Genomic DNA, 21496 nt, shown 5'->3' on the forward strand with positions numbered 1-21496 from the left:
AAAGGCGTAGGCGATGGACAACAGGTTGAAATTCCTGTACTACCTTTCCTCCGTTTGAACGATGGGGGGACGCAGAAGGATAGGGGAAGCGTGCTATTGGAAATGCACGTCCAAGCGGTGAGGCTGAGTCTATAGGCAAATCCGTAGACTCAAGGCTAGGCCGTGATGGCGAGGGAAAAATAAAGTACCGAAGTCCCTGATTTCATACTGCCAAGAAAAGCCTCTAGTGAGGAGGAAGGTACCCGTACCGTAAACCGACACAGGTGGGTGAGGAGAGAATCCTAAGGCGCTCGGGAGAACTCTCGTTAAGGAACTCGGCAAAATGACCCCGTAACTTCGGGAGAAGGGGTGCCTCGATAGGGTGAAAGCCCGAGGAGGCCGCAGTGAATAGGCCCAAGCGACTGTTTAGCAAAAACACAGGTCTCTGCAAAGCCGCAAGGCGAAGTATAGGGGCTGACGCCTGCCCGGTGCTGGAAGGTTAAGGGGAGAGGTTAGTGACATTAAGTGACGAAGCTTTGAACCGAAGCCCCAGTAAACGGCGGCCGTAACTATAACGGTCCTAAGGTAGCGAAATTCCTTGTCAGGTAAGTTCTGACCCGCACGAATGGCGTAACGATTTGGGCACTGTCTCAACGAGAGACCCGGTGAAATTGTAATACCTGTGAAGATGCAGGTTACCCGCGACAAGACGGAAAGACCCCATGGAGCTTTACTGTAGCCTGATATTGGATTTTGGTACGATTTGTACAGGATAGGTGGGAGCCATAGAAGCCGGACCGCCAGGTTCGGTGGAGGCAACGGTGGGATACCACCCTGATCGTATTGAAATTCTAACCTACATCCCTAAACGGGATGAGGGACCGTGTCAGGTGGGCAGTTTGACTGGGGCGGTCGCCTCCTAAAGAGTAACGGAGGCGCCCAAAGGTTCCCTCAGAATGGTTGGAAATCATTCGCAGAGTGTAAAGGCAGAAGGGAGCTTGACTGCGAGACATACAAGTCGAGCAGGGACGAAAGTCGGGCTTAGTGATCCGGTGGTTCCGCATGGAAGGGCCATCGCTCAACGGATAAAAGCTACCCTGGGGATAACAGGCTTATCTCCCCCAAGAGTCCACATCGACGGGGAGGTTTGGCACCTCGATGTCGGCTCATCGCATCCTGGGGCTGAAGTAGGTCCCAAGGGTTGGGCTGTTCGCCCATTAAAGCGGTACGCGAGCTGGGTTCAGAACGTCGTGAGACAGTTCGGTCCCTATCTGTCGCGGGCGTAGGAAATTTGAGAGGAGCTGTCCTTAGTACGAGAGGACCGGGATGGACACACCGCTGGTGTACCAGTTGTGCCGCCAGGCGCATCGCTGGGTAGCTAAGTGTGGAAGGGATAAGCGCTGAAAGCATCTAAGCGTGAAGCCCCCCTCAAGATGAGATTTCCCATGGAGTTAGTCCAGTAAGACCCCTTAAAGATGATAAGGTTGATAGGTCCGGTGTGGAAGTACCGTAAGGTATGGAGCTGACGGATACTAATCGGTCGAGGGCTTAACCTAATTACTTTTCTTGCTGCTAGTTTTGAAGGTACAAAGATTCCTTCAAAATCTTAATATAAAGTAGGCATGTTTAAAGAAGTTCGACTAAAATCCGTCACGTCCATGTGACAACGTCGAACGACTTGCATCCTGCAAGCCTGGTGATGACGGCGGAGGGGATACACTCGTTCCCATCCCGAACACGACCGTTAAGCCCTCCAGCGCCGATGGTACTTGGACCGAAGGGTCCTGGAAGAGTAGGACGTTGCCAGGCATAATGTTCCTCGTTAGCTCAGTTGGTAGAGCACTCGGCTGTTAACCGAGTTGTCGCAGGTTCGAGTCCTGCACGAGGAGCCAGTGGAGAGGTGTCCGAGATGGCCGAAGGAGCACGATTGGAAATCGTGTAGGCGTTAAAAAGCGTCTCGTGGGTTCGAATCCCACCCTCTCCGCCACTTTAGATGTGAGAAGTTAGATATAGTGCTGTTTCGTATTATAATTATTTTTTAATCTAACCTCCAACGAATTAATCTCTAAATTTCTAGTATGGACGATTAGCTCAGCTGGGAGAGCACCTGCCTTACAAGCAGGGGGTCGGCGGTTCGATCCCGTCATCGTCCACCATTTCTTTAAGTATTTTGGAGCTGTGGTGTAGAGGCCTAACATGCCTGCCTGTCACGCAGGAGACCGCGGGTTCGAATCCCGTCAGCTCCGCCATATTTTTCGACATTGACATTGCAACTTGTTTCATGATACTATAATTTTTGTCATGAATTAGGTTCGGTAGCTCAGTCGGTAGAGCAGAGGACTGAAAATCCTCGTGTCGGCGGTTCGATTCCGTCCCGAACCACCACTTGTTTTGCCGGTGTAGCTCAATTGGTAGAGCAACTGACTTGTAATCAGTAGGTTGGGGGTTCAAGTCCTCTCGCCGGCACCATCTATATTGAGTGTGACTACGTTGAAGTGAATATAATTTTTTATATTTGGAGGGGTACCAAAGTGGCCAAATGGGGCGGACTGTAAATCCGTTGCGGAAGCTTCGTAGGTTCGAATCCTACCCCCTCCACCATCCTAAAGGGGTGTAGTTTAACGGTAGAACAGCGGTCTCCAAAACCGTTAGTGTGGGTTCGATTCCTGCCACCCCTGCCATTGTATTTGTGGCGGCCATGGCGAAGTGGTTAACGCACCGGATTGTGGCTCCGGCATCCGTGGGTTCGATTCCCACTGGTCGCCCCATTTAATGGGCTGTAGCCAAGCGGTAAGGCAACGGACTTTGACTCCGTCATTCGCAGGTTCGAATCCTGCCAGCCCAGCCATTTTTTATTATTGGATTGGCGGACGTGGCTCAGTGGTAGAGCATCGCCTTGCCAAGGCGAGGGTCGCGAGTTCGAATCTCGTCGTCCGCTCCATATTAATTCTGAGTAAGACAACGAGTTAACTTCATTGATTGAAGTAAATTGTTGTGTCTGTAGGGTGCTGCATTTTGGCGGCATAGCCAAGTGGTAAGGCAGAGGTCTGCAAAACCTTTACCACCGGTTCGAATCCGGTTGCCGCCTCCATAAATAATAAATTAAATATGCCGGGGTGGCGGAATTGGCAGACGCACAGGACTTAAAATCCTGCGGTAGGTGACTATCGTACCGGTTCAAGTCCGGTCCTCGGCACCACATTAATTTTCTAATACGACTTCAAATAATCATCCTTGTTGGATAAATATTGAATATATATTTGTGCCCTTAGCTCAGCTGGATAGAGTGTCTGACTACGAATCAGAAGGTCGGGAGTTCGAATCTCTCAGGGCACGCCATTGATACAATATGCCGGTGTGGCGGAATTGGCAGACGCGCGCGACTCAAAATCGCGTTCCCTAAAGGAGTGGGGGTTCGAGTCCCTTCACCGGCACCATATCAAAAAGGATTGTTGTACTCTTAGAGTGAGCCATACATAATTAATAAACTTCAAGCCAATGCTTTGGGTAATTCAGAGTATTGGCTTTTTTGTTTTAACGGGTATAGTATATATTTCAACGCCTCCACCGATTTGTAAATAATATACTCGAAAAAGGGAGACCGATTAAAAATTTTAGCGAGATTAGAAGGAATTTGGTAATAAATGTCGAATTGAAAGGAAAAAAGATAATGGCACACCTATTGAAAAATAGGGCCGCAAAGCTAAAGGGGCTAAGGTGTTTTACACTATGCCAGCCAGTTGCCGAAATTTGAAGAATGATCCTCTATTTCGGGGGATTTTTTTGTTTAAAATGTTTTTAAGTAAAGTAGGGGGGTTGTTAAGGTTGGAACATCCCATTATCGCTTATCCTTCAGAGAATAGAATTGAATGGAGTTATCGAAGAGAAGACAGTGTAATGATACTCCTAGAACTTATTGAGAAGAATTTACTTTTACTTCAGGGGAAACCTTTTGTTTTTTTAGTTGACATTCGCTTGATTCGATATATTTTACCTGATGATAAAAAGATCATTTTTCAATTGATTCATCAAATAAAAAGTCATGGATTGGTTGGGTTAGCTTACCTTGTAGATTTTCGCAACTATATACGAATGCAAACCTTAATTTCCTTAAACCAACTTCCATTTAAGGAGGTGGTTTTTAAACGCGAGGATGAGGCAAGAAAGTACTTAAATGATCTTATTACAGACAGTTTAAAAAAATGTATTTTATAATTTAAAAAAGCGGAGGTAAATCAAATGAACAAAACAGAGTTAGTTCAAAAAATTGCTAAGAACACAGGAATCAAAGTGAAAGATGTAGATGCAGTCTATAAGGAACTTGTTGAGGCAATTAGTGAATCATTATCAAAAGGTGAAAAAGTTCAACTTATTGGTTTTGGAACATTCGAAACCCGTAAGCGTAGTGCTCGCAAAGGAAGGAATCCTCAAACTGGCAAAACGATTCAAATAAAAGAAAGAAACGTGCCAGCTTTTAAACCAGGCAAAGCATTAAAAGAGCGTGTATAAAAATAGATAGGGGTTTTCCCCTATCTATTTTTTAAGGCAAAAAAAAGACCCTATTTTTCAAATGAAAAACAGGGCAATAACTCCCAACCAATTCATTGTTTAAATTGGTCTGTTCTTATTTTACAAATTAACAGCGATTTAATCAATGGTTAAATTATGTTTGCTATAGTAACTATAGGAAAGAAATTGGTGATTAAATGAAAACATTAAAGAGAAATAATTAAAATGAAGAAGTTATTAATTTTTTGTGAATTTTTTATTATGAAAAGGTTGCCCTAGGACAAAAGACATGGTATATTATATTTTGTCGTTACAAATGTAGAACTTTGTCGACTTAATCAAGTTACATAAGTATCGCTAGGACTAACGCGGTTTTTCGTTCCTTAAGGACGAAGGGTCGCGTTTTTTTTAAAAAGATAAAAAAATATAACTTTCTTTTCATTATTTTAATGGGGCCCCACAAAAGTACTCGGATTACGCTTCGAAGGTAGTCTTCACTTTTGTGGGCTAATTTACACATTTGGATTTTATCGTTTAAGAGGATTTTTGTAGAACTAAAGCGAAAAAAGAGGGAAACTTAAAAAATAAAGTTAGAAATATGACGTATATAGGAGGAAAAAATGAACATCGAAAAATACGAGGTTTATACAGATGGTGCATGTGCGAACAATCAAGCAGCTGGTGGCCAACCAGGAGGATGGGGAGCTGTTTTTTTGGATGGTAGACAGTTTTCTGGCGGAGAAATCTCTACAACAAATAACCGGATGGAATTAACTGCTGCCATTGAGGCGTTAAAAAATACCCCAAAAGGGAGTAAAGTCAAAATATACTCCGATTCAGCCTATCTAATCAATGCCTTTCAACAAAATTGGTTAAAATCTTGGATAAAAAAAGGCTGGATCACTTCACAAGGAAAACCTGTAGAAAACCAGGATCTATGGAAACGACTTTTACCATTGGTAGAAGAGAGGGTAGTTGAATGGGAAAAAGTAAAGGGACATTCAGGGAATAAGTGGAATGAAATGGCCGATCAGATTGCGGTTGCAGCTATTCCATCCTCCAAAAGTCCTAAATCTGAAAAAATAGATAAAAAGAAGACAATTACGCTTTCCTATCAAAATTACGAACTCTTGGTTGATACTATCCAAAAATTAGCAGATAAAGATGAAAGGTTTCAATATCTATATCAAGAGATCAAATGAAAAATAACCAAGATTTACAGACTTTAATCCAATATGCTGCTTAGGTTATAATAAAAGCCGATCTTATTCAGATTAATTCTAATATATAGAATTGAGTGGTTGTAATGAATGAGAAACTAAAACAAAAAGTGATAGATTATGCACAGCAAATTGGAATAGATAAGATAGGATTTACTTCTGCAGAACCATTTAGGGAACTAGAAAAAATACTACATCGTCATCGTGAATTAGGGTATGAATCAGGTTTTGAAGAAAAAGACATTGATAAGCGTGTAAATCCAAAATTTACACTAAAAAATGCAAAATCAATCATTGCCATTGCTATTGCATATCCTTCTAAGATCCCACAGCCACCAAAGGGAGTAGAAGGGGAATATAGAGGCTTTGTAGCCCGTTCAGCATGGGGAATTGATTACCATCTAATTCTTCAAGAGAAACTAAACCAATTAGGAATATATCTCAAACAAATGGTGCCTGACGCAGAATATGTGGCTATGACAGATACAGGAGTACTGTCTGATCATGCTGTAGCTGAACGAGCAGGAATTGGTTGGATCGGAAAAAACTCTTTGCTCATAACCCCTGAATTCGGATCATATGTCTATCTTGGGGAAATGATAACAAATATTTCTTTTCCTGAAGATCATCCTATGGAAAATCAATGTGGAGACTGTACAAGATGTTTAGATGCATGTCCTACTCAAGCTATTGTTCAGGCTGGCCAAGTAAATGCAAAAAGATGTTTATCCTATATCACACAGAGAAAAGATATGTTAGAAGAAGAACTAATGGAAAAGTTAGGGAATCGATTATATGGATGCGATACATGCCAAATTGTCTGTCCTAAAAATAAAGGGATAAACTTTGGCCACCAAGAAAAGACCTTACCTAATCCTGAATTGGCGAAACCCTTGTTGAAGCCTTTATTAACAATCTCTAATAAAGAATTTAAAGAAACTTGGAGACAGACGGCAGCTGCTTGGAGGGGAAAGAAACCGATTCAAAGAAATGTGATAATTGCCTTAGCTCATTTTAAAGATAAAACAGCATTACCTCTATTAAAGGATCTTTTAATCAATGATGAAAGGCCAGTGATCCGCCAAACCTCAGCGTGGTCTTTAGGGAAAATAGGGGGAAAAGAAGTAGAAGAAATATTGCTTCAAGCGAAAATTAAAGAAAAAGATGACAAAGTACTGCAAGAAATCATAAGATCATTAAATAAGCTTGCAAATGAAGGTATACTAAGTTCGCTAAAAACATAATAAATCGGTATGATAAGGAGAAACAACCTCTTGGAGGGGATAGGATGAAAGAATCATCTAAGATGGTTTATTATAAAGAGATGGATTCACCGATTGGACCTCTAACCATTGCTGCAACAACAAATGGTGTTTGCTGGATTGAATTTGGTATGATTGAGGATAGTTTGTTTTTGCTAAAAAGATGGGTTAAACAATGGATAGGTACAGATCAAATCGTAGAAGCAAAAAATGAGTTAAATACCGTTATCCAACAATTAATAGAATACTTTAGCGGGCAAAGAACGGAATTTAATATTGCTATTGAATTATATGGTACACCCTTCCAGAAAAAAGTTTGGGAAACTTTATTAACGATTCCTTATGGAGAAGTAAGAACCTATAAAGATATTGCAATTCAAATGAATGCCCCAAAAGCGGTTAGAGCAATTGGTGGTGCAAACCACAATAACCCGATTCCTATTATTGTACCTTGTCACCGTGTAATCGGGTCAAACGGTAATTTAGTAGGCTATGGTGGGGGAATAGAGATTAAGCAATATCTGCTTCAGTTAGAAGGTTATCTACCCAAAGATAAATAACTGAAATAAAAGAAAGGAGAGTATCCTTTCTTTTTTGTTCTATTTACATCTTGAACACCATAGAGATGGGCATAGGAGGTGGTAAAAGTGGGGGTTTATAACCGTAAAAAGGCCGCTGAATATGCTGACCGATGGTGGAATAGTTATAATCCTAGATTTCGAACTTTTGAAGTAGACTGTACCAACTATGTTTCCCAGTGTCTTTGGGCAGGAGGAGCGCCTATGACAGGTTTAGGACAAAAGGGAAAAGGATGGTGGTATCAAGGAAATGGGAATAAGTCTGACCGTTGGAGCTATAGCTGGGCTGTTGCTCACAGCTTGCGATGGTACCTACAGACTAGTAGAACAGGGTTAAGAGCGATTGAAGTTAAATCCCCAGAGCAACTAACGATTGGTGATGTCATTTGTTATGATTTTGATGGAGATGGTAAGTGGCAACATAATACCATTGTTACAGCCATAGATCCTATTGGAATGCCATTAGTAAATGCCCATACTGTAAATTCAATCAAACGAAATTGGGCATACAAAGATTCTTATGCTTGGACAGAAAAGACTCAATATAAATATTTTCATATTGTAGATCAATTTTAATTTTTAGTTCAGAGAAAGGCTTGTCTTAGAATAGATGAGCCTATTCTTTTTAAAAGAATATCTTCACTTTTGTGAGCATGATCTTGTTGTAGTATAATGTAAGGTATTGATGGGATAGACTGATTTAGAGGTGAGGAGAATTGGCACTAAATATCGTATTACATGAACCCGAAATTCCAGCCAATACAGGAAATATTGTACGTACTTGTGCTGCTACTGGTACTAGATTACATCTAATTAAACCCCTAGGTTTTTCAACGGATGATAAAATGCTAAAGAGGGCTGGTTTAGATTATTGGCATTTTGTTGATATTAAATACTACGATTCGATTCAAGAGTTATATGATACATACCCTCAAGGACGTTTTTTTTATGCTACAACAAAAACAGAGCGTTTTTATACCGATGTCCAATACCAGGATGAAGACTTTTTGGTTTTTGGAAAGGAAACCGCAGGAATACCTATGGATATTTTGAAAAAAAATTGGGATATGACGATCACCATTCCAATGGGAGAACTGATTCGTTCACTAAATTTGTCTAATTCAGCGGCCATCATTGTTTATGAAGCGCTTAGGCAACTCAATTTTCCTTATTTAAAATAATCTAATAACCAATCAATAAAGAAAATAGTGGAGGTTCATATGGCAAAAGCATTATTATTTGATTTAGATGGCACTTTATTACCGATGAATACCGATCAATTTATAGAACAATATATGAGAGCATTAGCACCAAACGTTGCTTCTTTTCTAGATCCAAAAGCCTTTATAAAAATAATCTGGGAATCAACGAATGATATGATAAAAAATACAGATCATAATCTTACTAATGAGCAAGTATTTATTGACTCTTTTGTAAAAAGGACAGGGATCCAGCAATCAGATATTTGGCCAACATTCGTTCGCTTTTATGAAGAAGAATTTCCTTTGTTAAAAATACATACCAACCCCTCTCCCCTATCAAAAGAAATTGTTGAAATCGCTAAAGAACAAGGAAGAAAAGTAGTGATTGCCACCAATCCTGTTTTCCCAAAAGCAGCTATTTATGAACGTTTAAAATGGCTGGATTTATTAGATTTTCCTTTTGATTTAGTTACGGTGTATGAAGAATCTCATTTCTGTAAACCCCAGCCAAAATACTATTTAGAGATTTTAGAGAAAATTGGAGTGGAACCACAAGAAGCGATGATGATTGGTAATGATATGCAAGAAGATATGATTGCTAGCAAACTAGGGATGCCAACATTTTTAGTAACAGATTATTTAATTGATCGTGGGACCTTAACTTATGAAGTCCATCAAAAAGGATCACTTGAAGAGTTAAAAGAAGATATAAAAGCTAAAAAAGGAGTTTTTGCACTTTAAAGTAAAGCATAGATACATGGACAACGGAGCGCGTTAGAATATACAAACTTATTCTATGTTATAATACTGTAAAATATCTATCTTTTTATGATAGTGGTTTGAATAAAAGCGAAAAGGGGAAGTCGAGATGAAAATAACCGTGATTTCTGATACCCATCTGCCTAGAAAATCTACTTCATTGCCAGATTTTCTTTATGAAGCAATCGAAAAGAGTGACATGGTTATTCATGCCGGGGATTTTACCTCTATAGATATCCTTTATGATTTACAAGCGTTATCTTCTCGTCTTGAAGCAGTTGCAGGAAATAATGATGGTCCGGAAATCTTATTTCGATTAGGAAAAAAGAAAATCATTGACATAGGTAAATATAAAATTGGACTCATTCATGGCGATGGTGTATATGGAACCACCTTACAACGGGCAAAACAAGCATTTGCTAATGAAAAGGCTGATATTGTTATCTTTGGACATAGTCACCAAGCGTTTAAAGAATGGGAAAATGGTGTACTGTATTTTAATCCTGGTTCACCTACAGATAAAAGAAGAAGTCCAAAGTATTCATATGGTGAAATCATTTTAGATGATAAGATTCAAGCCAAGATTCACTACTTTTAAAGAATCCAGATGTATAAATATAAATACATCTGGATTTTTTTTATAGTTTGAGGAGGAAACAAAGCATATCAATAAGCATACATTAAAATTAAACAAGGTTAGCTATGGAAATCCATCATGTTATTTTTTGTTTAGAATATAGTAGTAGAAAAAACAAAATAATTCCCATCTTATGTTTTAGGTTTATTACATTTTGTGTGATGAGGAGAGGAGGCTACTATGGATATATTAAAGCAAATAGCCGATTATCGTGCGAAGGAAAAAGAGTTGGCTTGGGAAGGCACTTTTGTAGATTATTTGCAAATTGTAAAAGAACGTCCTCATGTAGCTCAGACAGCTCATTCTCGAGTTTATCAGATGATTGCAAACAAAGGAAAGAAAATAGTTGATGGTAATAAACAATATGAATTTTTTAGTACAGAACTATTTGGATTAGATAAAGCGATTGAACGATTAGTCGAAGAATATTTGCACTCAGCTGCTAAACGTTTGGATGTGAGAAAAAGAATTTTACTTTTGATGGGACCAGTAAGTGGTGGAAAATCGACAATTGTTACAATGTTAAAACGAGGACTAGAAAAATATACAAGAACAGATGAAGGAGCATTATATGGTATCAAAGGATGTCCCATGCATGAAGATCCTTTGCATTTAATACCAAACGATTTAAGGCCTGAATTTGAAAAAGAATTTGCGATTAAAATTGAAGGGAATTTATGTCCGTTATGTCAACTACAACTTGAAAATGAATATCAAGGAAAAATAGAAAATGTCAAAGTAGAAAGAATCCTATTCTCTGAAGATAAGCGGATAGGAATCGGAACCTTTTCTCCATCTGACCCCAAATCTCAGGATATTGCTGATCTAACGGGTAGCATTGATTTCTCTACGATTGCTGAATATGGATCAGAATCAGACCCAAGAGCTTACCGATTTGATGGTGAATTAAACAAAGCAAATCGCGGTTTAATGGAATTTCAAGAAATGCTAAAGTCTGATGAAAAATTCTTATGGCATTTATTATCTCTTACTCAAGAAGGAAACTTTAAGGCAGGGCGTTTTGCCTTAATTAGTGCAGACGAATTGATCGTGGCCCATACGAATGAGGCAGAATATAAATCCTTTATCAGCAATAAGAAAAATGAAGCTTTGCAATCCAGAATTATCGTAATGCCCATCCCCTATAATTTAAAAGTCACTGAAGAAGAGAAAATATATAAGAAACTAATCTTACAAAGTGAAATCAATGATGTTCATATCGCTCCACATGCTTTAAATACAGCTGCCATATTCTCCATATTAACTCGTCTTAAAGAATCTAAGAAACAAGGAATGGATATTTTAAAGAAACTACGTTTGTACGATGGTCAGGATGTAGAAGGGTTTAATGAGGCGGATCTAGAGGAATTACACAATGAGTATCCTGATGAAGGTATGTCAGGAATCGATCCAAGATACGTGATCAATCGTATTTCTAGTGCTTTAATAAAAGAAGGAGTAAAATGTATCAATGCTCTAGATTTATTAAGGGCATTGAAAGATGGATTGGATCAACATCCTTCTATCACTCGAGAAGAAAGAGAAAAATATTTAAATTATATTTCTATTGCTAGAAAAGAATATGATGAAGCAGCAAAAACTGAAGTACAAAAAGCATTTGTTTACTCTTTTGAAGAATCAGCAAAAACCTTAATGGAAAATTATCTAGATAATGTAGAGGCCTATGTGAATAACTCCAAAATAAAAGATCCAATCACCAATGAGGAACTACCACCTGATGAGCGATTGATGCGATCCATTGAAGAGCAAATTGGGATCTCTGAAAATGCCAAAAAATCCTTTAGAGAAGAGATTTTGATTAGGATTTCTGCTTATGCACGCAAAGGAAAAAGATTTGATTATAAAAGTCATGACCGTTTAAGAGAAGCAATTCAGAAAAAATTATTTGCTGATCTTAAAGATGTTGTAAAGATCACAACTTCAACAAAAACGCCAAACGAAAATCAGTTAAAAAAAATAAACGAAGTGAGTAAAAGCCTAATTGAAAAATATGGGTATTGCCCTGTATGTTCCAATGAATTATTGAAGTATGTGGGTAGCCTCCTAAATCGCTAAAAAAGGAGGGAAACAAATGACAGACCCCCTTTTCATCGTGTCTAAGGAAGATTGGTCACTACACCGCAAAGGTTATGAGGATCAGATGAGGCATAAAGAAAAAGTTCGTGAAGCAATAAAGAAGAACCTTCCTGATCTAGTTAGTGAAGAAAATATTATCTTATCCAATGGGAAAGAAATTGTAAAAATACCCATTCGCTCACTAGACGAATACCGCTTTCGTTATAATTACCATAAACAAAAATTAGGTGGGCAAGGAAAAGGAGATTCTAAAGTCGGTGATGTTTTAGGAAGAGATGCAACTCCAGAACCAGGGAAAGGTCAGGGAGCAGGTGACCAACCAGGTCAAGATATTTATGAGGCAGAAATTACAGTGGAAGAGATTGAAGAAATGTTATTCAAAGACCTTGAACTACCTCATTTAAAGCGAAAGCCAAATCAAGAGATAATCGTAGAGGAAATTCGCTTTAATGATGTACGCAAAAAAGGCCTAATGGGGAATATCGATAAAAGAAGAACGATTCTTGAAAACTTAAAACGAAATAGTTTAAAAGGAGAAGCGAAAATCCATCAAATTTCAAACGATGACTTGCGCTTTAAAACATGGGAAGAAATTATCATCCCCCATTCAAAGGCAGTGGTGATTGCCATGATGGACACAAGTGGTTCAATGGGGATGTTTGAAAAATATATTGCTAGAACCTTTTTCTTTTGGATGGTGCGTTTTCTAAGAACAAAATATGAACATGTTGAAATTGTATTTGTTGCTCATCATACTGAAGCAAAAGAAGTGACAGAAGAGGAATTTTTTACACGGGGTGAAAGTGGAGGAACGATTTGCTCATCTGCTTATCGCAAGGCGATTGAAATTATCGACAAACGATATCCACTTGATCGTTACAATATCTATCCTTTTCATTTTTCCGATGGAGATAATTTAACTTCAGATAATGAAAGAAGCGTTTATTATGTGAAAGAACTGATGAAACGTTCAAATATGTTTGGGTATGGGGAAGTAAATCAGTATAATCGCCATTCTACTCTAATGAACGTTTACAAGAATATAAAAGATGAGAAATTCATCTACGCGGTGATTCGGGAAAAATCTGAGGTTTATCAGGCTTTGAGAACATTTTTTACTAAAAAAGAGCCTCAGGCCGCAGAATAGGAGGTCTGAGTGTGATGATCGATATGAACGAATTAGAAAAGGCAATTGCTGAGATTACGGAAATTGCCAAAGGATTTGGACTTGATCCATTTCCAATGCGCTATGAAATTTGTCCACCGGAGATTATCTATACCTTTGGCGCTTATGGAATGCCAACCCGTTTTTCTCACTGGTCATTTGGTAAAGCCTTTCATCGAATGAAGCTTCAATATGATCTAGGACTAAGCAAAATCTATGAGTTGGTAATCAACAATAATCCAAGTTATGCCTTTTTATTAGAAGGAAATACGTTCACTCAAAATAAGCTGATTGTGGCTCATGTTTTGGCCCATTCGGACTTTTTCAAAAACAATATTCGTTTTATGAACACACCAAGGGATATGGTAGAGAGCATGGCTAGAACAGCAGACAGGATACGCCATTATGAAAAAGAATATGGCAGACAAGAAGTTGAGGAATTTATCGATTCCGTATTGGCCATTCAGGAGCATATAGATCCAAGTTTGTTTAAAAAGAAGGATCGGGAAAGAAAGATTGATGAGAAACCTAAACCGAAAAAAACAAGTGAGTATGATGATTTATGGAAAATCGATAAAACCAATGAAACAGCATTAGTGAAAACCGATGAAGAGCAGAAGTTTCCTCCTTTCCCGGAAAAGGATATTGTTCTCTTTTGTGAAGAATATAGTCGAGTTTTAAAAGATTGGCAGCGAGATATTATGACCATGCTCCGTGAAGAAATGCTATATTTTTGGCCGCAGATTGAAACAAAGATCATGAACGAAGGGTGGGCTTCGTATTGGCATATGCGAATCCTACGTGAACTTGATTTAAATGAAGAAGAAACCATTGAATTTGCTAAGTTAAACGCTGGCGTTGTACAGCCTTCAAGAACATCAATCAATCCCTATTATCTTGGCGTCAAAATCTTTGAAGATATTGAAAAACGGTGGGATCATCCTACAAAAGAGGAACAAGAGCAATTAGGAAGAAAGCCAGGAGAAGGAAGAAAGAAAATCTTTGAAGTAAGGGAAATAGATGCAGATATCTCCTTTTTACGAAATTACCTTACGAAAAAACTTGTGAACGATCTAGATCTATATTTATATCAAAAACGTGGGAATGAATGGGTAATTGTCGAAAAGGATTGGGAGAAAGTTCGTGACCAACTGGTTCAGACCAAAGTAAATGGTGGATTCCCATACATTGTTGTGGAAAATGGAGATTATCTTAAAAATGGGGAGCTTTATTTGAAACACCATTACGAGGGAATAGAACTAGATATCCTGTATTTAGAAAAGACTTTGCCCCATGTTTACAAATTATGGGGACGAACGGTTCACTTGGAAACATTCGTTGAAAACAGACCTGTGTTATTTTCCTATGATGGAAAGAAGACATTTAGGAAGTTTTTATAATGGTAAAAAGGGCAAACTCAAAAGTTAACATTACTTTTGAGTTTGCCCTTTTGTATTCTAAATTAAAAATCAATAAAAACAGGGCCGAAAATGAAAATTCAGCTCTGTTTTTATTTTTTTATTATCAAAAACAATTTCTTAATCATTAAATATTCAATTCTTAAAGTTGCTGCTCTTTTTTTCTTCCCGTAAACCTCCTTTACATGTTCTATATATGCCAATCCCCAATTTGTATTTGTGTTATCCTTGGCCATAGGCTCTCCTTTTAATTTAGGATTTGGACAGGTCTAACAAACCTAATTATAAGGAGTTTTTTTAACGATTCTCAATTCTCTATCCAATCAATTGTATAAACTTACCATTAATGATATAGTTCTATTTAAAAATATGAGTAATAAAAAATTACTCTAAAGGAGTAAGATCGTGATGAATATCAAGATTATTACAGATAGTGCTGCAGATTTATCTAAAAATGTGATAGAGCAATATAATATTGATGTTATACCATTACAAGTATTCTTAAATGATCAACAATTTGAAGATGGGGTTACGATTCAACCAAATGAGTTATTTCAGGGTATGAGGGAAGGAAACGTATATAAGACGTCACAGCCTTTATTAACACGTTTTAAAGATGTTTTTGAAAAATATGCAAAAGAAAAAACTAGCTGTATATATATTGCTTTTTCATCAGGTCTATCTGGTACCTATCAATCTTCTGTCATGATTAAAAATGAGGTGCTCGAAGAATACCCTGATTTTGATTGTGAGATTTTCGATACAAAATGTGCTTCAGTTGGTCTTGGCCTTGTCGTTTTAAAAGCTGCTCAACTGGCTGCTGATGGGAAAAGTAAAGCTGAAATTTTGGAAGCCATCGATTTTTATGCGAAACATATGGAACATGTATTCACGGTTGATAATTTAGAATACCTTTATCGTGGTGGAAGAGTTAGCCGAACAGCAGCGATTATTGGAGGATTATTAAACATAAAACCAGTTCTTAATGTTGAGGATGGAAAGCTGGTACCAATTGAAAAAATACGTGGTAGGAAAAGGGTTTTTAAACGAATGATTGAACTGATGGAAGAGAGGGGTAACAACCTTCGAGAGCAAACCATTGGGATTTGTCATGGGGATGATGAAGAGGGTGCAGAAACACTAAAAATAATGATTAGAGAGAAGTTTGGAACAGATAAATTTTATGTAAATATCATTGGAGCTGTCATTGGAGCTCATGCGGGTCCAGGGACCCTTTCTGTTTTTTTTCTGAATAAAGAGGCAAAATAATACTTAAACGAAATTTAGTTTTTCTTTTGATGAATATTATGACCCAGAAAATCTTAGTGAAAAAGGATATACTCTTTTTTTAAAGATTAAAAAAGTATAACTTTCTTCCATTTGTCATTTTCTCCGTAATCTTTATTCATAGAAGGGCACGGATGACGGAGCGCGATGGAATATACAAACCTTTCTTATTTTGTGAAATATATCACAAACAGGTATTTTACCTTCAAAGAAGAGTTATTTTTTCATTGGGAAAAACATTATTACTATTTTAATTAAATAAAGAACCCCTCACAATTTCATCACAAAATGTGGCTATTTTGTGAATATTTAATCAAACTTATGGTAGAATTGTGATGATAGGTTTATAATCAGAATTGAAAAGAAGTTATTCTAAATTAGAATGACTTCGAAAGTAATAGGACTTATATTTTAAAAAAATTTATAGGAGGGGAAAGAAAATGATTAAATTTTTAAAGGAAAATGTGTATGCTTCTTATGTTTTAACTCTTGTTCGTCTTTATCTAGGGTATGAATGGATTCAAGCAGGGTGGCATAAGCTTACAAGTGCAGAACCATTCAATGCACAAGGATTTTTAATGGGAGCTGTAAAAAAGGCAACAGGTGATCATCCAGTAGTTCAAAGTTGGTGGGCAAATTTCTTAGACGCATTTGCTATTCCAAACGTAGGATTATTCAACTTCTTAGTCCCTTACGGTGAATTTTTAGTAGGTTTAGGACTTATCCTTGGAGCATTAACGACAGCGGCAGCATTCTTTGGTATCTTAATGAATTATGCATTTATGTTTAGTGGTTCTACAAGCACAAACGTACAAATGTCTTTACTCACTATTTTCATTTTGGTTGCAGGATTTAACGCAGGTAAAATTGGCTTAGATCGTTGGATTATTCCTTACATTAAAAAAGCAGTTAAAAAAGATGCAACATTAGAAGCGTAAAAAACATTCATAAATTTCACTTCCATAAAATAACCCTCCTGTTTTTAGGAGGGTTATTTGCGTGATCTTAATGAACAACTATCCTTTCAATCGTGGTGAAATTGATTTGTAATATTGTCCCTTTTCTACATATTCTCTTCGAATTCGTTCCATCTCTTTTATTTCTTCTTCCGTTAATGGTCTTATGATATTAACTGGATGTCCGAAGGCTAAGGTGTATGGAGGAATTTTTTTTCTAGGTGGAACGAGACTTCCAGCACCAATCATTGCACCTTCACCAATGTCAGCCCCATCTAAAATAATGGATCCCATACCAATAAGGGCACCCTTTCTAATCGTTGCACTGTGGAGAAGAACACGGTGTCCTATTGTTACATTATCTTCAATGATGAGCGGCGTATTAGGGCTTTGATGAAGAACAGAGTGATCTTGGATATTAACACGATTACCGATGATCGTAGGTGCTACATCTCCTCGGATCACTGTATGAAACCAAATACTAGATTCTTCACCGATCGTTACATCTCCGGTAACGACTACGGAATCTGCAATAAATGCGCTAGTTGCAATTAATGGACTTTTTCCTTTATAGTTGTATAGTATCATTGATTTATCACACCTTTTGAAATCATTATTCTTGGTTCAACGAAAGTCGATAGAAGTTTTTTTACAATAAGTGTAGCAAAAAATGATAAAGATATACAAATGAAAGTTGGTGAGGCTTGGATGTACGATTGTATTGTGATCGGTGGTGGACCTTCAGGATTAATGGCTTCAATTGCAGCTGCTGAAAAGGGGGCCAAGGTTCTTCTTCTCGATAAGGGAAACAAGTTAGGTCGTAAATTAGGCATATCTGGTGGTGGCCGCTGTAATGTAACTAATCGGATGCCTGTGAATGAGCTTATTCAACATATTCCGGGTAATGGGCGATTTCTACATAGTGCATTTTCAATGTTTAACAATGAAGATATTATTATCTTTTTTGAGAAACTGGGAATAACGCTGAAAGAAGAGGATCATGGGCGAATGTTTCCTGCTACTGATAAGGCTCAAACCGTGGTCAATGCTTTAGTCAATAGGGTAAAAGAGCTAGGGGTAGAGATTCGCACAAATGCTTCAGTTAAGACTGTTCATTATCATGATGGCCGTACAACTGGAATTGAATTAAAAAATAGGGAAGTGATTCTAGCAAAAACAGTGATTATAGCAGTAGGTGGGAAATCTGTCCCCCAAACGGGTTCGACCGGTGATGGGTATGCATGGGTAGAAAAAGCTGGGCACACCATTACAGAGCTGTATCCGACAGAAGTACCAATTACCTCAAGCGAATCATTTATCCAAGAAAAAGTATTACAAGGCTTATCTTTACGAAATGTGGGCCTTTCTGTTTTAAATGAGAAGGGAAAGATTATCGTAACACATCAATTGGATATGATTTTTACCCATTTTGGAATTAGTGGGCCTGCAGCATTACGTTGTAGTCAATTTGTTGTAAAAGAATTGAAAAAGTCAAACGATCGTACTGTTACCATGATGATTGATCTTTTTCCTGATAAAAATGAAGAAGACGTCGTACAAGAGATCACATCAGTTCTGGAAAAGGAGCCAAAAAAGGCAATCAAAAACGCTCTGAAAGGCTATATTCCAGAACGTTATTTGTTATTTTTACTAGGCCATATAGGTATTGAATCTGATATGATTTATGCTTATTTAGCAAAGGAAAAAATAAGATGGTTAGCTAAGACAATCAAAGGTTTTACCTTCAAAGTAAATGGTACTCTCTCGATTGAACAAGCCTTTGTTACCGGTGGTGGAGTATCCATCAAAGAGGTGGATCCAAAACGAATGGCCTCAAAAAAAATGAAAGGTCTTTATTTCTGTGGAGAGATTTTGGATGTACATGGGTATACAGGAGGATTCAACATTACAGCAGCTTTTGTAACAGGTCATGTGGCTGGAAAAAGTGCGGCAGAAGAAGCGATTCAGCAACCATAGTTGAACGGTATTCTGTATATGTTTGCTTAAGCTCAAGTTGCTTGTAACACTAAATTTCCGCTTGTTCAGTTAAGATAAGTGGTCCTTTTTTTGTGATGGCAATGGTATGTTCATACTGTGCAGATAAACTTCCATCTACTGTTTTAGCCGTCCATCCGTTAAGCTCCATTCTTGTTTGGTAAGAACCGATATTTATCATAGGCTCAATTGTAATGACCATTCCTTCTTTTAATCTAGTCCCTTTCCCAGGGGTTCCAAAATGAGGGACATAGGGAGTTTCGTGAATCGTTGGACCTAAACCATGCCCGGTAAAATCTCTAACCACTGAAAATCCCTTCGATTCTACAAAACTTTGAATCTCGTAACCAATATCTCCTAAGCGATTTCCAATCACTGCTTTTTGTATTCCTCGGTATAAAGCTTCTTTTGTCACTTCTAATAATTCCTTAGCTTCTTTGGAGATTTTCCCAACCGGGTAAGACCATGCCGAATCAGCAAGATACCCATTAAAATTAACCACCATATCAATAGTAACAATATCTCCCTCTTTTAATGGGTTTGCATTAGGAAAACCATGACAAATTTCATCATTCACAGATGCACAAGTAGCAAAGGGATAACCTCGATATCCTTTTTGTTCTGGTGTAGCCCCATGTTTTTTTAAATAATCCTCAACAAATAGGTCAATCTCTAAAGTAGTGATTCCTGGTTTGATCATTTTAGCAATTTCTTTATGACAAGAAGCTAATAGTTCCCCTGCTTTTTTCATCATACTGATTTCTTTTTCACTTTTGGTGTTCACAGATAAACCTCCATTTCTAATTTTAAGGTCATATCACTATTTTATGCAGTATCTACTTCTTTCTACATCATTTTTTGACTTTGTGAATGAATAAAAAGGCTAATGTCAAAACTAAAAAAATGGAGATTAAACATAAAGGAGTACAAGCAGTGAATATTAATCCTTATCAATTATTTACATTGATCGTCTTTTTTGAATCGAGTACCGCTATTGCTGTTGGTACCGGTTCTGGTGCGAAGCAGGCAGCTTGGATAGCCATTCTGATAGGAATGTTTGCTGGTATACCATTATTTTTACTTTACCATTATCTATATCAAAAATTTCCTGAAAAACCTTTGATTAGTTATTCGCAAATGATTCTAGGTAAATATTTAGGCTGGCTCATTGGAATCATATACGTTCTATATTTTATTTATATTGCTTCAAGAGACTTAAGGGATTTTGGTAGCTTAGTTGGGGTTACCTTACTAGGTAATACCCCTTTATTGATTGTAAATATGTTTATGATTGTATCTGTAGCTTATGCGATAGGAAAGGGAATAGAAGAATTAGGAAGACTAGCTGAATTTTTCTTTATTCCAACCATTATTCTTTCAACAGTCTTTATCACTGCGTTTCTTTATTTCTCTAAAGTGATTGAATGGAATCGATTATTGCCATTTTTAGGAGATGGGTGGAAATCGGTTCTCACAACAGCATTTCCCTTAACATTTACCTTTCCCTTTGGAGAAATGATCGTATTTACGATGATCCTGCCTAATCTCAGCCAAAAGAAAATGGCATTAAAAACAGGATTGGCAGGAATGGTTTTTAGTGGCCTTCTGATAAGCAGTGTACTTGTTCTAGAAATTATGGTTCTTGGAACCTATGAAATTCAAAACTCTCTATTTCCACTCATCCAAACTGTTGGATTAATACATATTGATTTTTTAACTCGCTTAGATGCGATTGCGGTTATCATATTATTATTCGGCGTTTTTTTTAAAGTTTCGGTTTTTTATTATGCAGCTCTTCTTGGAACAGCAGATTTGTTTAAAATAAAAAACAAGAATCAACTGCTTATTCCAATTGGTTTTATCATTCTTCTTTCTTCAATCCTAATAGCAAGTAATATTTCGGAACACCTAGAAGAAGGTCTAAAAATTGTTCCCTATTATCTTCATCTTCCTCTTCAAGTAGGGATTCCTTTTCTTCTATTCGTTGTGACTTTGATTCGAAATCGTTTGAAAACGAAACATCGAATGAAGAATGGTTAATAAAAACAGGATAATTAGAACAATTAATTCACTTAGATTCATGTGTAAAATAGCCTCGACCATTTGATTGGTAGCCTTTTTCAGTGGTATTCCCATTAATATATCCATCAAGATATCGATGCTTAAAGATGAAATAAGCAAGAGCAAAAAGATTCCTAAACCTTTCACTTTCATTTTTTTCCTCTTTTCTATGTGATGGTTTTATTTTTCCCTTTATTGATGGAAATATTAAAACAAGCCATTTTTGTTGCATTTTTCGTTTAGCAATTAGGTAGATGAGTGACATTTCAGATGGTAAAAAATTTCTCCCCAAAAGTAATAGGAATTTGTTACGAAGTAAGACGTTACTTTTGTGGGTTTTGCTAACACCTTTTAGGCGAATGCAGAATACG

20 protein-coding genes, 15 tRNA genes, 2 rRNA genes and 1 riboswitch are annotated in these 21496 nt (G+C 37.4%); of the genes, 33 read left to right on the top strand and 4 right to left on the bottom strand.

The genetic code is table 11. The features are described from left to right. The 29 genes from TEPIDINF_RS00005 to TEPIDINF_RS00145 form a co-directional block, all read left to right on the top strand. Positions 1 to 1535: ribosomal RNA gene (locus TEPIDINF_RS00005) — 23S ribosomal RNA — on the top strand; the annotation flags it as partial. Positions 1536 to 1671: 136 nt separating this feature from the next. Further along, a 5S ribosomal RNA gene (rrf, locus tag TEPIDINF_RS00010) occupies positions 1672 to 1788 on the top strand. Between the two features lie 7 nt (positions 1789 to 1795). Beyond that, a tRNA-Asn gene (locus TEPIDINF_RS00015) sits at positions 1796 to 1871 on the top strand. Between the two features lie 2 nt (positions 1872 to 1873). Further along, positions 1874 to 1966, top strand: a tRNA-Ser gene (locus TEPIDINF_RS00020). Positions 1967 to 2059: 93 nt separating this feature from the next. Continuing rightward, positions 2060 to 2135, top strand: a tRNA-Val gene (locus tag TEPIDINF_RS00025). Positions 2136 to 2151: 16 nt separating this feature from the next. After that, positions 2152 to 2228 (top strand) — tRNA-Asp (locus tag TEPIDINF_RS00030). Positions 2229 to 2288: 60 nt separating this feature from the next. Further along, positions 2289 to 2364, top strand: a tRNA-Phe gene (locus TEPIDINF_RS00035). A gap of 8 nt (positions 2365 to 2372) precedes the next feature. Next, positions 2373 to 2448: transfer RNA gene (locus tag TEPIDINF_RS00040), tRNA-Thr, on the top strand. A gap of 48 nt (positions 2449 to 2496) precedes the next feature. Continuing rightward, positions 2497 to 2580: transfer RNA gene (locus tag TEPIDINF_RS00045), tRNA-Tyr, on the top strand. A 6-nt stretch (positions 2581 to 2586) separates the two neighbouring features. Continuing rightward, positions 2587 to 2660 (top strand) — tRNA-Trp (locus TEPIDINF_RS00050). Between the two features lie 11 nt (positions 2661 to 2671). Beyond that, a tRNA-His gene (locus tag TEPIDINF_RS00055) sits at positions 2672 to 2747 on the top strand. 5 nt (positions 2748 to 2752) lie between these two features. After that, positions 2753 to 2827 (top strand) — tRNA-Gln (locus TEPIDINF_RS00060). 18 nt (positions 2828 to 2845) lie between these two features. Beyond that, a tRNA-Gly gene (locus tag TEPIDINF_RS00065) sits at positions 2846 to 2920 on the top strand. A gap of 76 nt (positions 2921 to 2996) precedes the next feature. Further along, positions 2997 to 3070 (top strand) — tRNA-Cys (locus TEPIDINF_RS00070). Positions 3071 to 3089: 19 nt separating this feature from the next. Beyond that, positions 3090 to 3178: transfer RNA gene (locus TEPIDINF_RS00075), tRNA-Leu, on the top strand. Between the two features lie 63 nt (positions 3179 to 3241). Continuing rightward, a tRNA-Arg gene (locus TEPIDINF_RS00080) sits at positions 3242 to 3318 on the top strand. 12 nt (positions 3319 to 3330) lie between these two features. Beyond that, positions 3331 to 3416, top strand: a tRNA-Leu gene (locus TEPIDINF_RS00085). Between the two features lie 225 nt (positions 3417 to 3641). Continuing rightward, positions 3642 to 3727: riboswitch (cyclic di-GMP riboswitch) on the top strand. A gap of 77 nt (positions 3728 to 3804) precedes the next feature. Next, positions 3805 to 4194, top strand: coding sequence for a hypothetical protein (locus tag TEPIDINF_RS00090; protein ID WP_421691108.1), 390 nt, complete (start codon positions 3805 to 3807; stop codon positions 4192 to 4194). A 24-nt stretch (positions 4195 to 4218) separates the two neighbouring features. After that, the gene (locus TEPIDINF_RS00095; protein WP_068722552.1) at positions 4219 to 4488 is read left to right on the top strand and encodes an HU family DNA-binding protein; all 270 of its coding nucleotides are present in this window, start codon (positions 4219 to 4221) and stop codon (positions 4486 to 4488) included. Between the two features lie 620 nt (positions 4489 to 5108). Then, positions 5109 to 5690 (top strand): ribonuclease H family protein, encoded by a 582-nt coding sequence (locus TEPIDINF_RS00100; RefSeq protein WP_069799798.1) that lies wholly within the window; start codon positions 5109 to 5111, stop codon positions 5688 to 5690. Positions 5691 to 5794: 104 nt separating this feature from the next. Next, positions 5795 to 6952, top strand: a complete 1158-nt coding sequence (gene queG / locus TEPIDINF_RS00105) for a tRNA epoxyqueuosine(34) reductase QueG (protein ID WP_069799800.1) — start codon at positions 5795 to 5797, stop codon at positions 6950 to 6952. 44 nt (positions 6953 to 6996) lie between these two features. Continuing rightward, positions 6997 to 7530 (top strand): methylated-DNA--[protein]-cysteine S-methyltransferase, encoded by a 534-nt coding sequence (locus tag TEPIDINF_RS00110; protein WP_068722561.1) that lies wholly within the window; start codon positions 6997 to 6999, stop codon positions 7528 to 7530. Between the two features lie 87 nt (positions 7531 to 7617). Further along, the gene (locus TEPIDINF_RS00115) at positions 7618 to 8124 is read left to right on the top strand and encodes an amidase domain-containing protein (RefSeq protein WP_068722563.1); all 507 of its coding nucleotides are present in this window, start codon (positions 7618 to 7620) and stop codon (positions 8122 to 8124) included. A 140-nt stretch (positions 8125 to 8264) separates the two neighbouring features. Beyond that, the gene (gene trmL, locus TEPIDINF_RS00120; RefSeq protein ID WP_068722565.1) at positions 8265 to 8729 is read left to right on the top strand and encodes a tRNA (uridine(34)/cytosine(34)/5-carboxymethylaminomethyluridine(34)-2'-O)-methyltransferase TrmL; all 465 of its coding nucleotides are present in this window, start codon (positions 8265 to 8267) and stop codon (positions 8727 to 8729) included. Between the two features lie 39 nt (positions 8730 to 8768). Further along, positions 8769 to 9491: an HAD family hydrolase gene (locus TEPIDINF_RS00125; RefSeq protein WP_068722567.1), complete on the top strand. Its 723-nt coding sequence runs from the start codon at positions 8769 to 8771 to the stop codon at positions 9489 to 9491. 127 nt (positions 9492 to 9618) lie between these two features. Next, positions 9619 to 10107: a metallophosphoesterase gene (locus tag TEPIDINF_RS00130; RefSeq protein WP_068722569.1), complete on the top strand. Its 489-nt coding sequence runs from the start codon at positions 9619 to 9621 to the stop codon at positions 10105 to 10107. A 219-nt stretch (positions 10108 to 10326) separates the two neighbouring features. Next, positions 10327 to 12222: a PrkA family serine protein kinase gene (locus tag TEPIDINF_RS00135; protein ID WP_068722572.1), complete on the top strand. Its 1896-nt coding sequence runs from the start codon at positions 10327 to 10329 to the stop codon at positions 12220 to 12222. Between the two features lie 16 nt (positions 12223 to 12238). Beyond that, complete coding sequence (gene yhbH / locus TEPIDINF_RS00140) at positions 12239 to 13390, top strand: sporulation protein YhbH (protein ID WP_421691109.1); 1152 nt, start codon at positions 12239 to 12241, stop codon at positions 13388 to 13390. A 14-nt stretch (positions 13391 to 13404) separates the two neighbouring features. Then, complete coding sequence (locus tag TEPIDINF_RS00145) at positions 13405 to 14808, top strand: SpoVR family protein (protein WP_069797828.1); 1404 nt, start codon at positions 13405 to 13407, stop codon at positions 14806 to 14808. Between the two features lie 110 nt (positions 14809 to 14918). Here TEPIDINF_RS00145 and TEPIDINF_RS00150 read toward each other — a convergent pair whose 3' ends face one another. After that, complete coding sequence (locus tag TEPIDINF_RS00150) at positions 14919 to 15062, bottom strand: hypothetical protein (protein ID WP_421691110.1); 144 nt, start codon at positions 15060 to 15062, stop codon at positions 14919 to 14921. Positions 15063 to 15234: 172 nt separating this feature from the next. On the opposite strand from TEPIDINF_RS00150, the gene TEPIDINF_RS00155 reads away from it, so the two are divergent. Both TEPIDINF_RS00155 and TEPIDINF_RS00160 read left to right on the top strand, forming a co-directional pair. Then, positions 15235 to 16095, top strand: coding sequence for a DegV family protein (locus tag TEPIDINF_RS00155; RefSeq protein ID WP_068722579.1), 861 nt, complete (start codon positions 15235 to 15237; stop codon positions 16093 to 16095). A 458-nt stretch (positions 16096 to 16553) separates the two neighbouring features. Further along, complete coding sequence (locus TEPIDINF_RS00160) at positions 16554 to 17051, top strand: DoxX family protein (protein ID WP_068722581.1); 498 nt, start codon at positions 16554 to 16556, stop codon at positions 17049 to 17051. Between the two features lie 78 nt (positions 17052 to 17129). Here the strand turns inward: TEPIDINF_RS00160 and TEPIDINF_RS00165 are convergent, their stop codons facing one another. Continuing rightward, on the bottom strand, positions 17130 to 17654 hold the full coding sequence (locus tag TEPIDINF_RS00165) for a gamma carbonic anhydrase (protein ID WP_068727335.1): 525 nt from the start codon (positions 17652 to 17654) through the stop codon (positions 17130 to 17132). A 102-nt stretch (positions 17655 to 17756) separates the two neighbouring features. On the opposite strand from TEPIDINF_RS00165, the gene TEPIDINF_RS00170 reads away from it, so the two are divergent. Beyond that, a complete protein-coding gene (locus TEPIDINF_RS00170) occupies positions 17757 to 19046 on the top strand; it encodes a BaiN/RdsA family NAD(P)/FAD-dependent oxidoreductase (protein WP_421691111.1) in 1290 nt (429 codons plus the stop codon). Positions 19047 to 19095: 49 nt separating this feature from the next. Here the strand turns inward: TEPIDINF_RS00170 and map are convergent, their stop codons facing one another. Then, entirely contained in the window at positions 19096 to 19848 is a 753-nt protein-coding gene (gene map, locus TEPIDINF_RS00175; protein ID WP_255421879.1) for a type I methionyl aminopeptidase, read from the bottom strand. Between the two features lie 149 nt (positions 19849 to 19997). Here map and TEPIDINF_RS00180 point away from each other — a divergent pair, with 149 nt between their 5' ends. Beyond that, the gene (locus TEPIDINF_RS00180) at positions 19998 to 21104 is read left to right on the top strand and encodes a GerAB/ArcD/ProY family transporter (protein WP_421691112.1); all 1107 of its coding nucleotides are present in this window, start codon (positions 19998 to 20000) and stop codon (positions 21102 to 21104) included. Here TEPIDINF_RS00180 and TEPIDINF_RS15215 read toward each other — a convergent pair. Continuing rightward, positions 21042 to 21278 carry a YczF family membrane protein gene (locus TEPIDINF_RS15215; RefSeq protein WP_153011971.1) on the bottom strand — a complete coding sequence of 79 codons (237 nt, stop codon included), beginning with the start codon at positions 21276 to 21278 and terminating at the stop codon, positions 21042 to 21044. The genes TEPIDINF_RS00180 and TEPIDINF_RS15215 overlap by 63 nt on opposite strands. Positions 21279 to 21496: the final 218 nt, after the last annotated feature.

The organism is Tepidibacillus infernus (assembly GCF_048898065.1).
GTDB lineage: Bacteria > Bacillota > Bacilli > Tepidibacillales > Tepidibacillaceae > Tepidibacillus_B > Tepidibacillus_B infernus.